Raw genomic sequence first — 13,746 nt, forward strand, 5'->3', positions numbered from 1 at the left:
AAATAGATGGACTTCATCAGCATTATTATGTCGGCGGGGAAAACCTCCGTCGATGTGGCGCTTTATACGCTGTTGCCAATCATGGTCGTCATGCTCATCGTGATGAAATATCTGGAGGTCCGCGGGGTACTGGACGCCATCGTTCGCTGGCTCGCCCCGCTGCTTAAGCCGTTCGGCTTAACCGGGATGAGCGCTTTTGCCCTGATTCAGATGAATTTTGTCAGCTTCGCCGCCCCGCTGGCGACCCTCGCGATTATGGATAAACGCGGCGCTTCGGACCGGCATATGGCCGCCACGCTGGCGATGCTTTTCGCCATGGGTCAAGGCAACGTTTTCTACCCGTTAACGCCCTTCGGCCTGCACTGGCTGGCCTCAATCATCATTTCGATTGTCGGCGGGCTGTGCGCCGCCGCGGTCACCTGGCATATCGCCGGCCGCAGGCTATCGATGGTTGAAAACGTGCGGGCCGACGCGCTGCCTGAGGCGGAGCAAAATAGCCAGGGGATTATCGCCGTTATCAACAGCGCCGGTGCCGACGCCATCCGCCTGGCCCTCGGCGCGGTGCCCATGCTGATCCTGTCGCTGGCCATCGTCGGATTTATGCAGGCGGCAGGCCTGATTGAGATGCTCCAGCGCCTGCTGCTGCCGCTGCTGCTGTGGCTGAATATTCCGGTTAACTTCGTGCTGCCGGCGCTGGTCAAATGCGTTGCCGGCGGTACGGCCTATTTCGGCGTGGTCTCCGAGCTCGTCCAGCAGGGTAAAGCGACCGTAAGCCAGATCAACGCCTCGGCGGGCCTGCTAGTGCAAACGTTCGATCTTCCCGGCATCGGCATCTTTCTGGGCGTCAGCTCGCGCTTCGTACGCCTGTTCCGCTTCGCCGCGATTGGCGCTATCGCCGGGATCGCCATCCGCACCGTGATGCACCTCACGCTATTCTGAGGCCGCCTCCTGCGAACGGAGACAGGCAGCGATATCCGCCTGCTCGCTACAGGCGATATGATGGTTAATGCGCGCCATCATCCATGGGAAAAACGGGTTGGACGTGACGCGCATCAGCGTATCCAGCCCGACGCTCAGGGTTGAGGTTTCCCCACGCAACGAGATCGTGCCGATGCTGATCCCGTAGCGATTTTTCTCCGCCGGTTCGCGGCCATAGAGCGAGTCGGTCAGCGGGAACGGCACCGCCACGTGCGATAGTGAATACATATCCTGCGGCCAGGCGATATTCAGCGGCGTCACGGTTTCGCTTCGCGTCCCGGCAAGCGTGGTGCGGGCCACCGTCTCGTAGGTGTCGGGCGCGGCGTTGGTAATCACCGTGGTGCCGTAGGGCCGAGGCGCCGGCGGCAATAACGTATTGACCGCCGAATAGAGCAAGGGACGAAATAGCGCGCGCAAATTCGCCGCCTGGTTAATATCGAAAATCACCAGTTCGCTACCGTTATCCGGCAGATAACGATAGAGCGAATCCACCACCGCCCGGGTGCTCACCGTTGAATCCATCACCGACTGAAAAGTTAACACCGGTGCCAGTTCAGAAAGCCGCTGACGCTGCGCTTCCTGCACGATTTGCTGCTGCAGCGCCTGCGACAACAGCCATGACTGCCTTGCCGCCTTCACCGGGAACGAATTGTATTTATAGGGATTAAACTCCGGGACGACGTTCAGCCACGCCGCGCGGGCGAAAGCCGGAAATACAGAAGGTAGACCGGCCAGCCCGGCAAAACGCGCAAACGCGGTAACGCCAATCATCGGCGACAGCAGGATGACCTGCTGCGGCCGGCGCAGCGATTTATCCTCAAGGCTATCGAGGGCGTACTTCAGCGCCAGCGCCCCGCCGTTGGAGTAGCCCACCACGTGCAGCGGCGCGTCATCCCCCGCCAACCGCGTCGCTTCGCGCACCGCAAGCCGGGTCGTCGCGATCCACTCTTCGCGGTCCACGGCGGTGAGCGCGCCGGGGGCGGTACCGTGTCCGGGCAGCCGCGGCGCGACGGCGACAAATCCCTGTTGCTGGTAGCGTTGCGCCAGGTAATGCACGCTGTAGGGCGAATCCGTCAGGCCGTGCAGCAGCACCGCCGCGCCGCGCGGTTTGCCCTGCGGCAGCAAAATAAAGGAACGGTTCCAGTCGGGATGAAACTTATCCGGATAGACCAAGCTTTGCGAGTAAAAGCGGTTAATGGCCGTTTTTTCAACGTCGCTCAGCGTGTCGGTAATGCTGCTTTTCATATCGCGGAAAATCGCCGCTTCCCGCGTCTGGTATTCGGCAAAAGTGGCGCGGTCAATCTCGCTGGCGCTCATTTCATTCGCCGTCCAGGTATGCCAGCGGTGCAGCGCCGGACCGCGCTGCGATTCGTAAATACGGCCAATAAAAAAGACGATCACGACCACCAGCAGCCCAATGATGGCTTTTTTCGCCACCGAGACTAATCTTAATCCCGACTTATTCAGCAGCCGGGTAAAACGCATCATTGCCATATTTCTGTCCGAATTATCTCTTTAGCTGCCAGGGCGGGCTATTATGCAGAAGGAATCCGATCCTGCGATTCACTTATTAAACATAGACTAAACCAACCGCCTGTTCTTATTGTCAGATGAGGAGCAAACATGAATTATCGCCGGAGTGTAACAGGTCAGGAATAAACAAATGGAATGGTGGATTAAGAAACTACGCGAGGCCTCGACGTCTACACATACCCACGCGGTTCTGCAAAGCGGCCAGCTAACCATCATTGCGGAACTCACTTCCTGCGGCCGGCGTCTACAGGAGGGCGATAAGCTGACGCCGTTGGCTAACGCCCTGTACTGCATTAACGACAATAAGTCGATCACCCTAAAAGTGCTCAACGCCACGCATTTCAGCGCTGAACGCTGGGGCGCCATCGCGAATATCACCGCGCATTAATCGACATCCCCCAGCATCAACTGGTTCTAATCTCAGTACTTTCTCAACTAAGCGGGTTAAATTGTCCTGCGCCTTTTTCAGTCTGTGACATACTAAGCAAAACGTCAGCAGAGCAGAAACAAGGAGTACGTCATGAATCAGAAAGCCGCCAGGCTGACCCCAGAACAGGCGCTTACGCAGCTCGAAGCGCTCTATGAAAAATCGGTCAATGCGCTGCGTAAAGCCCTCGGCGATTATATTCACCATAATATCCTCCCCGAGAATAGCGCCCGTGCGGAAGGACTGTTCGTTTACCCGCAGCTGTCGGTGTCGTGGGACGGAGCGGAACATAAAGCGTTAAAAACCCGGGCCTGGGGTCGCTTCACCCATAGCGGTTGCTATACCACCACCATCACCAACCCTAAACTGTTTCGCGCCTATCTGCTGGAGCAGCTCACCATGCTGTATCAGGATTACGATGCCGCGATTACCGTCGGGCTGTCGCAGCATGAGATCCCCTATCCGTACGTTATTGATGGCTCTGAACTCACGCTCGATCGCTCAATGAGCGCCGGCCTGACGCGTTTTTTCCCCACCACCGAGCTGTCGCAAATTGGCGATGAAACCGCCGATGGCCTGTTTCATTCGACGGAATACTATCCACTTTCCCACTTCGACGCCCGCCGCGTCGATTTCTCGCTGGCGCGCCTGCGCCACTATACCGGCACGCCGGTTGACCATTTCCAGCCGTATATGCTGTTTACCAACTACACCCGCTACGTCGATGAGTTCGTGCGCTGGGGCTGTAGCCAAATTCTCGATCCCGAGAGCCCCTATATCGCCCTCTCCTGCGCGGGCGGGATCTGGATAACGGCGGACACGGAGGCACCGGAGGAAGCGATTTCCGATCTGGCGTGGAAAAAGCACCAGATGCCCGCCTGGCATCTGATAACCAAAGACGGACAGGGGATCACGCTGATTAATATTGGGGTCGGCCCGGCAAATGCCAAAAATATCTGCGACCATCTGGCGGTGCTGCGTCCGGACGTCTGGCTGATGATTGGCCACTGCGGCGGCCTGCGTGAAAGCCAGAATATCGGCGACTACGTGCTGGCCCATGCCTATCTGCGCGACGACCACGTGCTGGATGCGGTGCTGCCGCCGGATATCCCTATTCCGAGCATCGCCGAAGTTCAGCGCGCGCTCTACGACGCCACGAAGCAGGTCAGCGGCATGCCGGGCGAAGAGGTAAAGCAGCGGCTGCGTACCGGAACGGTGGTCACTACCGACGATCGCAACTGGGAGCTGCGCTACTCGGCCTCAGCGCTGCGCTTTAACCTCAGCCGCGCGGTGGCTATCGATATGGAAAGCGCAACCATTGCCGCCCAGGGCTATCGCTTCCGCGTTCCTTACGGCACCCTGCTGTGCGTCTCCGATAAACCGCTGCACGGCGAGATTAAGCTGCCGGGACAGGCTAACCGATTCTATGAAGGGGCCATTTCCGAACATTTGCAGATTGGTATTCGGGCGATTGACCTGCTGCGCGCCGAAGGCGACCACATGCATTCGCGCAAGCTGAGAACCTTCAACGAACCGCCGTTCCGCTAAGCGCTGATATCATACGAGCAGAATACACTCAGTCCGGATCGCGTAAAATATTTACGCGGCCACCAGCCGGACTGAGCGTTATAAAATAAAGCGTTTATTTTTGTTAGGGGTAAAAATTTCTCAGAACACATCCATATGGTATATCCGCGCAATATTATTATTGCTATGCCAATTAAAAAATAAACATTTTATTAACATATAAGCATCATTTGCCACGTGGTCATAAAACGCTCAACCGGGGTCTGATTAACACTTGAATTGAGTCTCGTAACCTATTAAATTAATTAGATAAATTCACATGTCACAAAAAAGCGGTACAAAATAGCCAGCGCCAGGGAGAGATTAAAATAATCAAAGAGTTACCTATGGGCGCTACTCTACTCTGGAATCATCCTTTAATAGCGACAGGTTGTTTGCAACAAATACCTTGTTACTAAATTACCAGAGATAAAATTGCGCATGTCGACAGTAAGCAACCATGGATATGCTTATCTATCGCGACCGGCAATGTACTATTTTCGTAAAAGTATGGACGACAGCTTTATGAAATTAACCGTAGGGAATATCCGCCTGTTTATTTTATTAGCAACTCTTTTTTTCTGGACTGCCGCGATCGGGCTAATTTCCCTTATTGTATCCTGGTTTTAAGACCCTGACGGTGCGCAGGGAATGTTCTTGTGCCCCGGCGTTGCCACCATCGTGACTATGGAATAGAAAGCAAAAAGCCCGCTTAAGTTTCCTTAAGCGGGCTTCTTAAATATGGCTCCTCTGACTGGACTCGAACCAGTGACATACGGATTAACAGTCCGCCGTTCTACCGACTGAACTACAGAGGAATCGTTTGAACGAGGCGCATATTATCGATGGCGCCCCACCTTGTCAAAGGCTGTTTTCACATTTCAAACCGTTTGCCGAATAATTCTCCACTTTGGGCGAAAAGTCCCGTTTCGCCCACCGCATGTTACGTTTCTTCAACCTGCGCGCGGGTCTCGTCGGCCTGCGCTTTCGTTCGCGGATACTTCCACAGCCAGCGCCCGCTGACCATCCGGCAGTAAAACAAAACGCCGCGCACCGCCCAGTCAAGCACCATACCCAGCCAGACGCCGATCACCCCCATGCCCAGCACAATCCCCAGCGTGTAGCCCGCCACCACGCGACAGCCCCACATGCCGAGCATTGAGACCCACATGGTGTAACGCACGTCGCGCGCTCCTTTAAAGGCGCACGGCAGCGTCCAGGCCATCGCCCAGATCGGCATAAAGAAGGCGTTCAGCCACAGCAGCTCTTTCACCACCACTTTGACGTCCTCTTCGCTGGTATAGAACGAGGCGATCAGGCCGGCAAGCGGCGCGGTTCCCCAGGCGATCGCCGTCAAAATGATGGTCGACAGCCAGAAGACGTGCCACGCCTGACGCTCCGCCTGAGCGATCTGCCCTTTTCCGAGGCGTCGGCCGGTGATAATAGTCGATGCTGAACCGAGCGCGTTCCCCGGCAGGTTGATCAGCGCGGCCACGGAGAAAGCGATAAAGTTACCGGCAATCACGTTGGTCCCCATCCCGGCAACAAACATCTGCGTCAGCAGCTTACCGCCGTTGAACAAAACCGATTCAATGCTGGCGGGGATCCCTATGCCCATCACTTCCCAGATAATGGCGAAGTTAAACGGCTTAAAATAGCTCTTCAGCGAAATGCGCAGCGCCGGGTTAAAACCGATCATTAGCACCCAAATGGTGGCCACCGCGCCAATGTAGCGGGCAATCGTTAATCCCAGCCCCGCCCCGACAAACCCCATGCCGGGCCACGAGAAAATGCCGTAAATCAGGATGCTGCTGATAATAATATTGAGGATATTCATCCCGCCGTTGATCAGCAGCGGAATTTTGGTGGTCCCGGCGCCGCGCAGCGCGCCGCTGCCGATCAGGGCGATTGCCGCCGCCGGATAGCTCAGCACCGTCAGCTCCAGATAGGTCAGCGCCAGATCTTTTACTTCTTCTGTCGCATCCCCGGCGACAAAATTAATGATTTCCGCGCCGAAGGCATGGATGACCGCCGCGAGAATAATCGAGAACAGGGTCATTATCGCCAGCGACTGGCGCGCTGCCGCTCTTGCCCGCCGCCGGTCCCGTTTGCCCAGGCTAAACGCCACCACCACGGTCGTACCGAGGTCGATGGCGGCAAAAAAGGACATGATCACCATATTGAAGCTGTCGGCCAGGCCTACGCCCGCCATGGCCTCTTTACCGAGCCAGCTGACCAAAAAAGTACTCAACACACCCATCAGCAATACGCAGGCGTTTTCCAGCAAAATGGGGACCGCAAGCGGGCTGATTTCACGCCAGTAGAGGACGCGATAGCTCTTGCGTTTTTTAAACCAGGACGTGCGTTCGACGGACTGGCGTAATGCGGCGGTGACGTTCAAGGGAGACCTTAGTGAGAAAAGTTGAAACTACATTTCAAATGATGATAGAGAAAAGCTAATCCTGCAAAGCATTTTTCCCGATAAATTGTCGATAATGGCGACAATTTGTTGATGGATGCGCCAGTTGAGCCTCGGACGGCGAATAGATGTTTGACAAAAGTTTTTTCGCCGCTAAGATACGACTCCACAACGATTCCTCTGTAGTTCAGTCGGTAGAACGGCGGACTGTTAATCCGTATGTCACTGGTTCGAGTCCAGTCAGAGGAGCCATATTAGAAAAGCCTGCTTTTGAAGCAGGCTTTTTGCTTTTCTGCGTCCTGCGTTAACGTAAAATTGCATCCAGCCTGGCAAGCACTTCATTTACCACAGCGTCTGGTATGCGTTCCAGCCGCTTGCCGTTCCGGGCAGCCATATCAATGGTTCTGGGCTGGTCGCAGCGAATAACGCCCGTTGTTTTTGTCCCTGCCCCTTCCAGTGAAACGGTGAAACCAGCCGTGCGAGCAAAGTACCGCTAAAGCGCTTCCTGCTGCATGTCGGCGCCGATCTCAGCGCGCTTGTCGACTTTCAGTGCGCGGATCGCTTGATATGGCCACCGCGCTGCATCCGAAAACCCTTCTGGCGCTGGATTTTGCCGGTAAGTCGTTGGCTGTGGAGTATGGTTTTCCGCTACGATTACGGGAGCCGACCAAACTGAGGTTCAAAAACGCCAGGTATATCGCCGCCATTTTCGTCAGCGATACCAACCCCGGCGGCTACCGGGAGGATCGGGGCTACAACGGGTTTAGCGGTATTAGCGCTCGCACTGCCCCGGTATCACGGAAGCGGGCAGCGCTAACGGCGCGGGATGGCGACCGGATGATAAAGCCGCAGAAGCGTCAGGCGTATCGACCGTGCAAAATAGCGTGATAAAATCAGTTTTTCATCCCGTCTATTTTCACCCGCCGTTTCACATGCTATTGCTCCAGGATATTTTTATTCATCGACATCACCCATGTTATAAATGTTCTCAGGGGGACCGGGATATGTTTGCGGCTCGGATAGTAAATATTAAAATGATCGGCAGGATAACGATAATCAGACAGTAAGCGGACAAGCCCGCCTTCTTTAATTTTATCCTGAACCAGATTCTCATATACAAAGGCAATACCTAATCCGGATTCCGCAGCCTGTATCATCGCCGCATCGGAATCCATCACCAGATCGCCCTTCACAGCCACTTCCGTTATAACGCCCGTAGCGCTAATAAACTCCCATCGGTACAGATCCCCACCTGGAAAGCAACGATTAATGCATCTGAAATTAACGAGATCTTTTGGTGAAGAGGGTGCGCCGCATTTATTTATAAAATCCGCACTCGCCACTGGAATAAGAGATAGCGGCTCTCCAAAGGGTATGGCAATCATATCTTTAGGCACATCTTGCGTATAGCGTATACCCGCATCAAATCCTGAATCTATAATATTGACTTTTCTGTCCGTGGTGAATAACTCAAGTTTAATATCCGGATACTCATTTTTGAACGGTGCGAAGTAACGTTGAAAGAAGAGATCCAGCACAATGCGTGGCAAATTTAGTCTCACCACCCCTTCCGGCTTTGCTCTGTGCTCATTAAGGTTATCAATCACCCGCCTGTAGTCATTGAGCACAGGAGTAACGTCATTCAGAAACTCCTGGCCGATAGCGGTCAGGGAAAGACTGCGCGTAGAACGATTTAAAAGCCTCGCGCCCAGTTTCTCTTCCAGATTATTTATGGCAATAGTTAACGTTGGTGGAGAAATATTCAACTCTTTTGCTGCCTGACGAAAACTTCCATGCTTCACAATAAGAATAAGCATTTCTACATGTTGCAATTCGGGAATATTTTTCATTGTTAACATCCGTAAAATACTGCATTAGAAAGAGATTAATTGTTGTGAGTGGAAAAGGGAAGTATATATTTCAGCACATTGTACGAGTGAGGAAAATAAAATGGAAACACGTTATCTGGGAAAGAACAAATTTCAGGTGTCGGCATTAGGTCTGGGTTGTATGGGAATGAGTTTTGCCTATGGCGGAGCCGAAGAGTCGCAGGCAATTAACACCATTCACGCTGCGGTTGATTTGGGCGTCACCTTCCTTGATACCGCAGAAGTTTATGGCCCATTTGAGAATGAAGTGCTGATCGGAAAAGCAATCAAAGGCGTTCGCGATAAGGTACAGATTGCGACCAAATTTGGTTTCCGCATTCTTCCTGGCGGTCAGGGGCTTGAGCGTATGGCCGGCGTTGACAGCCGTCCTGAACATATCCGCGAAGCGGTAGAAGGCTCCCTAAAACGTCTCAACGTCGAGACTATTGATCTCCTTTATCAGCACCGCGTTGATCCCACCGTCCCCGTTGAAGACGTAGTGGGAACAATGGCAGATCTGGTCAAGGAAGGGAAAATTCTCCATATCGGACTTTCCGAGGTCTCTGCCAATACTTTACGCCGGGCCTGTGAAGTTCATCCGATCGCCGCCGTTCAGACTGAATATTCTCTCTGGACCCGCGAGCCGGAAGAAAACATTCTTAAAACTTGCCGCGAATTAGGGGTAGGATTTGTGCCCTATAGCCCGCTGGGTCGTGGATTCTTAACCGGCAAAATCACCGATCGGTCCGGCTTCGCCGAGGATGATTTTCGGCGCAATCTTCCTCGCTTCCAGCACGATGCCATGCGGAAAAACCAGCAGCTACTCAGCCAGCTGCGGGATGTGGCCGATAAATATCGCTGTACCCTGGCCCAGCTCGCTCTCGCGTGGGTGATGAGTAAAGGCGATGATATTGTCCCCATTCCCGGCGCGCGCCAAATCGCGCATTTGCAGGATAATGCCGGCGCGGCCAGCCTGGCTATTTCCGATGTGGATATTAAACTCATCGATCGCATCTTTACCCCTGACAATATTCACGGATTAAGATATACCCAGGGTGATTTTCATTTAATCGATAAGTAACATCCTGCTATAAATTCTCCCGCCTTTCCGGCGGGAGCTAAGATTTACCGTCTCGCGCACATCTCTCCTCCACCGCGCCAGTTTGCTGGCGCCACGCGGTAACCTCCTCATCAAGCCAGGCCTTAAATAGAACGGCTTCGTTTTTCTGCTCTGCGCCCTGCGATGAAACCAGCCAGTAAGGCCACGGATAAGGGGCGGTGAAAGACGTAAGCTGTACCAGCTCACCTCTGGAGAGCGCATCCTGAACTAAAGAGCGGCGTTCCAGCGCGATACCTTTACCGAGCCGGACGGCCTCCAGCACCAGGTTTGAGTCGTTGATGCACAAACCGCCTGGCACAATCTCTCTTTCAAGCCCCGCGTTGATACACCATGCTTTCCACGACTCCATGGAAAAGATAATGTTGCTCTTCGCTATCTCTGACGGCGTACGGGGGAGCACGCCGCCGTTATAGGTTGGCGCGGCCACAACGATAAGCTGATCGGAGAAAAGGTAATGGCTCTCCGTTCCTTCCCAGTCGCCTTTTCCCATGCGTATAGCCAAATCCGCCCCTTCCTGCTGCATGCTGGTTATCGCCAGGCTCGCCTGTATTCGCAGCGAGATATGGGGGTATTTCTCCCGAAACCGTTCCAGGCGAGGCAACAACCAGTGGCAGCCGAACGAGGGCACCATCGCCAGGGTCAGCTCCTGCCGGCGGGGGTTGACCTGCACCAGCCGGGTGGCATCAGCAATATGGTGCAAAGCCTCGCGGACCTGTAAGGCATAGAGCCGCCCTTCTTCATTAATCTGCACGCCGCGGCCGTGACGGATAAACAGCTTGAGGCCGACCATCTCCTCCAGCACTTTAATCTGCTGGCTGATGGCTGAATGCGTAACGTGTAGCTCTTTCGCCGCCAGCGTCACGCTGCCAAGACGCGCCACGGCTTCAAAACTACGTAAACTCGCAATAGGGGGAAAATCCGCCATGTTACCGCTCCCACAACCTGACGCGTAAAACGTGACCCACAATCTGTCAGTAATACTAACCCAACCCGTAAGATACTGAAGATATTCGCCATGACGAATTTACTGTACTGTTTCTTCACCGCCGGCAATGAAGCATTAACCCCAGCCTATTTCACCAGCACAGGAAAACAGGAATCATGATGAAGCTTATTGGCATGATGGATTCGCCTTATGTAAGGCGCGTGGCGATTTCCCTTGAACTCTACGGCGTCGAGTTTGCAAGTCACCCGCTGTCCGTATTCAGCAGCTTTGAAGCCTTTTCCAGGATAAACCCTGCGGTCAAAGCGCCGACGCTGGTGCTGGATAACGGAATTCGCCTGATGGATTCGTCGCTGATACTCTCTTATTTTGAAGCCCAGGCCGCCCCGGGGCGCAAGCTGCTGCCGGTCGCGCCGGACGCGCTGGCAAGCGATCTGCAAACGCTGGGCTTTATTCTCGCCGCGGGTGAAAAGGCGGTACAAAATGTCTATGAACACAATCTGCGCCCGGCGGAAAAGCAGCATAATCCGTGGATAGCGCGCATCACGACTCAGCTGCTGGCAGCCTGCACGGAGTGGAACAGGCTACTGGAGGAGCGTCCGGCGGCCGCGGTTCCCGATCAGGTGGCCGTAACAAGTACGGTTATCTGGACCTTTATTCAGTCAACGATCCCTCACGTGGTTCATGCGGGAGACTTTAATCATATCCGGTCCGTTGCCGAATTATTTGAAACCCATAGCGCCTTTAAAAAACATCCCTTTAGCTAAAGCATCAGCTCAATGCGATGAAGCTAAACCCTGAACGTGAATCGCCACGACAACCGAGAGCGCCCGGCAACCGCGGGCGCGTTATCCTGATGGAAGAAATCGCCTGGCGTGAGGGAAAGGGTTAAAAACCGCTACCGGCGTGCAGTGCTGCACGACCAATTTCCACCGGCATCCCTGAACGGCGTTCAAGCGCCTGCTCCGCGTGATTCACATCCACCCCCTCGCCCTTCACAAAGGCCTGAATCGCCGGCGTGATAGGGAGCGGCACCTTCCGGTCCGATTCATACTCCGCGCGGTTACGCGACAACGGTTCGTGAACTTCAACCCAGCGGCTGCCGTCCGGCTCGGCGGTATACTTCACCGGCTGGTCGATGATTTGCACGCGCGTCCCGACCGGAACGGTATCAAACAGGTATTTGATGTCGTCGTTACGCAGGCGGATGCAGCCCTGGCTCACGCGCAGGCCAATGCCGAAATTGGCGTTGGTGCCGTGGATCGCGTAGAGCCTGCCGATGTAAATCGCGTACAGGCCCATGGGATTATCCGGCCCTGCGGGCACAAACGCGGGCAGGCTTTCGCCACGGCTGGCGTATTCACGACGGGTATTGGCGGTGGGCGTCCAGGTCGGCGCCTCCTGCTTACGCTCCACGGCGGTGACCCAGTTACGCGGGGTTTCGCGTCCTGCCTGGCCAATACCAATCGGCAGAACGTCAACCGTTGTGCCATCGGGCGGATAGTAGTAGAGACGCATTTCAGCCACGTTGATCACGATCCCGTTGCGAACCGTGGCGGGCAGGATAAGCTGCTGCGGGACCACCAGCGTGGAGCCCGACTTCGGCAGGTACACGTCGACGCCGGGGTTGGCCTCAAGCATATTGCTCAGGCCCTGACCGTACTGAGCGGCGAAGGCCTCCAGCGGCTGGGTATTGTGTTGCGGAATGGTGATGGTCAGCGGGCTGCCCACCAGGCGGCTTCCTTCCGGCGGTAACGGGTAGCTCACCGCCAGAGCGCTCTGGCTGGTGAGGATCATAATAAGAGAACAAAGCAGTTTCACACGCCGCACAATTTCCCTTCCTTTGTGGCGATAATCGTGAATAAATTATAGCTTCGTTTACTCTCTCATATCTGATTTATCATCCTGCTAAATCTGATAATCGATTGCGGCCTCTTCCGGCTCCATCGCCTGACGTTTAATTTCCTCCAGCGACAGCCCTGCGTTACACAGTTCAATAAAGCGCCAGACGTAATTTCGCTGCAGCTGACCGCGCTTCAGGCCCAGCCAGACGGTATTGGCATCGAACAGATGGCGGGTATCGAGACGCGTAAAGGTATCAGATTCCCGCGCGTCGCCTGACTGTTCCGCCACCAGCCCCACGCCCAGCCCCAGCTCGACGTAGGTTTTGATAACGTCGGAGTCCTGAGCGCTTAATACGATATCCGGCATCAGCCCTTTACGGTTAAAGGCTTCGTCAATACGTGAACGCCCGGTAATCCCCTGGCGATAGGTAATAAGCGGCCAGCGGGCGATGGCATCGAGGGTTAACGGCGTCACCTGGGTCAGCGGGTGATCTTTGGGGACCAGCAGGCTGTGGTGCCAGCGGAACCAGGGGAAAGCCACCAGCGTCGGGTCGTTGCTCAAGCGCTCGCTGGCGATGCCGATATCCGCGCCGCCGTTGTGCAGCAGCGCTTCAATTTCCTGCGGCGTCCCCTGAACTAATTCAAGACGTACGTCGGAAAAGAGTTCGCGGAAGGCTTTAATCACCGGCGGCATGCTATAGCGCGCCTGGGTGTGGGTGGTGGCGATGGTTAAGACGCCGGACGCATCGTTGGTAAACAGGTCCGCCAGGCGACGAACGTTGCTGGCTTCATTCAGAATACGCTCGGCAATCGACAGCAACGCTTTGCCCGGCTCCGTCATCCCCAGCAGGCGTTTGCCGCGGCGGATAAAAATCTCGATCCCCAGCTCTTCTTCCAGTTCACGAATATGACGGCTGACGCCCGATTGCGATGTATAGAGCATATTGGCGACTTCCGTCAGGTTGTAATCCTGACGGGCCGCTTCACGAATAATTTTGAGTTGCTGGAAGTTCACCCTTTCCTCCGGGCTATCAGACATAACATATGC

Annotated in this window: 12 protein-coding genes, 2 tRNA genes and 2 pseudogenes; 7 read left to right on the forward strand and 9 right to left on the reverse strand. The window is 54.8% G+C overall.

Annotated elements, in window-relative coordinates; all coding sequences use genetic code 11:
• The first annotated feature begins 6 nt into the window (after positions 1–6).
• Positions 7–939, forward strand: a complete 933-nt coding sequence (locus CDA56_RS09740) for a nucleoside recognition domain-containing protein (RefSeq protein ID WP_014229906.1) — start codon at positions 7–9, stop codon at positions 937–939.
• Here CDA56_RS09740 and CDA56_RS09745 read toward each other — a convergent pair.
• Entirely contained in the window at positions 931–2,472 is a 1,542-nt protein-coding gene (locus CDA56_RS09745; protein WP_103815217.1) for an alpha/beta hydrolase, read from the reverse strand. The genes CDA56_RS09740 and CDA56_RS09745 overlap by 9 nt on opposite strands.
• A 169-nt stretch (positions 2,473–2,641) precedes the next feature.
• Here CDA56_RS09745 and CDA56_RS09750 point away from each other — a divergent pair, with 169 nt between their 5' ends.
• Positions 2,642–2,899: a histidine kinase gene (locus CDA56_RS09750; RefSeq protein ID WP_014229908.1), complete on the forward strand. Its 258-nt coding sequence runs from the start codon at positions 2,642–2,644 to the stop codon at positions 2,897–2,899.
• 132 nt (positions 2,900–3,031) lie between these two features.
• Positions 3,032–4,486 carry an AMP nucleosidase gene (locus CDA56_RS09755; protein ID WP_014229909.1) on the forward strand — a complete coding sequence of 485 codons (1,455 nt, stop codon included), beginning with the start codon at positions 3,032–3,034 and terminating at the stop codon, positions 4,484–4,486.
• A 760-nt stretch (positions 4,487–5,246) separates the two neighbouring features.
• On the opposite strand, the gene CDA56_RS09760 is transcribed toward CDA56_RS09755, so the two are convergent.
• The 3 genes from CDA56_RS09760 to CDA56_RS31675 all read right to left on the reverse strand — a co-directional run bounded on the left by CDA56_RS09760 (position 5,247) and on the right by CDA56_RS31675 (position 7,093).
• Positions 5,247–5,322 (reverse strand) — tRNA-Asn (locus CDA56_RS09760).
• A 125-nt stretch (positions 5,323–5,447) separates the two neighbouring features.
• Entirely contained in the window at positions 5,448–6,905 is a 1,458-nt protein-coding gene (locus CDA56_RS09765) for an EmmdR/YeeO family multidrug/toxin efflux MATE transporter (RefSeq protein WP_102803820.1), read from the reverse strand.
• 8 nt (positions 6,906–6,913) lie between these two features.
• Positions 6,914–7,093 carry a DUF5951 family protein gene (locus CDA56_RS31675; RefSeq protein WP_219538927.1) on the reverse strand — a complete coding sequence of 60 codons (180 nt, stop codon included), beginning with the start codon at positions 7,091–7,093 and terminating at the stop codon, positions 6,914–6,916.
• Positions 7,094–7,099: 6 nt separating this feature from the next.
• On the opposite strand from CDA56_RS31675, the gene CDA56_RS09770 reads away from it, so the two are divergent.
• A tRNA-Asn gene (locus tag CDA56_RS09770) sits at positions 7,100–7,175 on the forward strand.
• A gap of 52 nt (positions 7,176–7,227) precedes the next feature.
• On the opposite strand, the pseudogene CDA56_RS09775 reads toward CDA56_RS09770, so the two are convergent.
• A pseudogene (locus CDA56_RS09775) lies at positions 7,228–7,407 on the reverse strand (type II toxin-antitoxin system PemK/MazF family toxin); the annotation flags it as partial.
• Between the two features lie 3 nt (positions 7,408–7,410).
• Here CDA56_RS09775 and CDA56_RS09780 point away from each other — a divergent pair.
• A pseudogene (locus tag CDA56_RS09780) lies at positions 7,411–7,697 on the forward strand (molybdopterin-dependent oxidoreductase); the annotation flags it as partial.
• Positions 7,698–7,858: 161 nt separating this feature from the next.
• Here CDA56_RS09780 and CDA56_RS09785 read toward each other — a convergent pair.
• On the reverse strand, positions 7,859–8,773 hold the full coding sequence (locus CDA56_RS09785) for a LysR family transcriptional regulator (RefSeq protein ID WP_102803821.1): 915 nt from the start codon (positions 8,771–8,773) through the stop codon (positions 7,859–7,861).
• 100 nt (positions 8,774–8,873) lie between these two features.
• Here CDA56_RS09785 and CDA56_RS09790 point away from each other — a divergent pair, with 100 nt between their 5' ends.
• The gene (locus CDA56_RS09790) at positions 8,874–9,872 is read left to right on the forward strand and encodes an aldo/keto reductase (RefSeq protein ID WP_014229982.1); all 999 of its coding nucleotides are present in this window, start codon (positions 8,874–8,876) and stop codon (positions 9,870–9,872) included.
• 37 nt (positions 9,873–9,909) lie between these two features.
• Here CDA56_RS09790 and CDA56_RS09795 read toward each other — a convergent pair whose 3' ends face one another.
• Positions 9,910–10,836, reverse strand: coding sequence for a LysR substrate-binding domain-containing protein (locus CDA56_RS09795; RefSeq protein WP_025106068.1), 927 nt, complete (start codon positions 10,834–10,836; stop codon positions 9,910–9,912).
• Between the two features lie 179 nt (positions 10,837–11,015).
• Between CDA56_RS09795 and CDA56_RS09800 the strand changes: the two genes are divergently transcribed.
• Complete coding sequence (locus CDA56_RS09800) at positions 11,016–11,621, forward strand: glutathione S-transferase family protein (RefSeq protein WP_047723405.1); 606 nt, start codon at positions 11,016–11,018, stop codon at positions 11,619–11,621.
• 121 nt (positions 11,622–11,742) lie between these two features.
• Here the strand turns inward: CDA56_RS09800 and ldtA are convergent, their stop codons facing one another.
• Both ldtA and cbl read right to left on the reverse strand, forming a co-directional pair.
• The gene (gene ldtA, locus CDA56_RS09805) at positions 11,743–12,684 is read right to left on the reverse strand and encodes a L,D-transpeptidase (protein WP_009653331.1); all 942 of its coding nucleotides are present in this window, start codon (positions 12,682–12,684) and stop codon (positions 11,743–11,745) included.
• Positions 12,685–12,762: 78 nt separating this feature from the next.
• Positions 12,763–13,713 (reverse strand): HTH-type transcriptional regulator Cbl, encoded by a 951-nt coding sequence (gene cbl / locus CDA56_RS09810; RefSeq protein ID WP_103815219.1) that lies wholly within the window; start codon positions 13,711–13,713, stop codon positions 12,763–12,765.
• Positions 13,714–13,746: the final 33 nt, after the last annotated feature.

The organism is Klebsiella michiganensis (assembly GCF_002925905.1).
In the GTDB taxonomy this organism is placed as follows: domain Bacteria; phylum Pseudomonadota; class Gammaproteobacteria; order Enterobacterales; family Enterobacteriaceae; genus Klebsiella; species Klebsiella michiganensis.

Bases quoted from the DNA above. Each gene is read 5' to 3' on its own strand.
- CDA56_RS09740 (WP_014229906.1), top strand. From the start codon at position 7: ATGGACTTCATCAGCATTATTATGTCGGCGGGGAAAACCTCCGTCGAT.
- CDA56_RS09750 (WP_014229908.1), top strand. From the start codon at position 2,642: ATGGAATGGTGGATTAAGAAACTACGCGAGGCCTCGACGTCTACACAT.
- CDA56_RS09795 (WP_025106068.1), bottom strand. From the start codon at position 10,836: ATGGCGGATTTTCCCCCTATTGCGAGTTTACGTAGTTTTGAAGCCGTG.
- CDA56_RS09745 (WP_103815217.1), bottom strand. From the start codon at position 2,472: ATGGCAATGATGCGTTTTACCCGGCTGCTGAATAAGTCGGGATTAAGA.
- CDA56_RS09755 (WP_014229909.1), top strand. From the start codon at position 3,032: ATGAATCAGAAAGCCGCCAGGCTGACCCCAGAACAGGCGCTTACGCAG.
- CDA56_RS09790 (WP_014229982.1), top strand. From the start codon at position 8,874: ATGGAAACACGTTATCTGGGAAAGAACAAATTTCAGGTGTCGGCATTA.
- CDA56_RS09800 (WP_047723405.1), top strand. From the start codon at position 11,016: ATGAAGCTTATTGGCATGATGGATTCGCCTTATGTAAGGCGCGTGGCG.
- CDA56_RS09785 (WP_102803821.1), bottom strand. From the start codon at position 8,773: ATGAAAAATATTCCCGAATTGCAACATGTAGAAATGCTTATTCTTATT.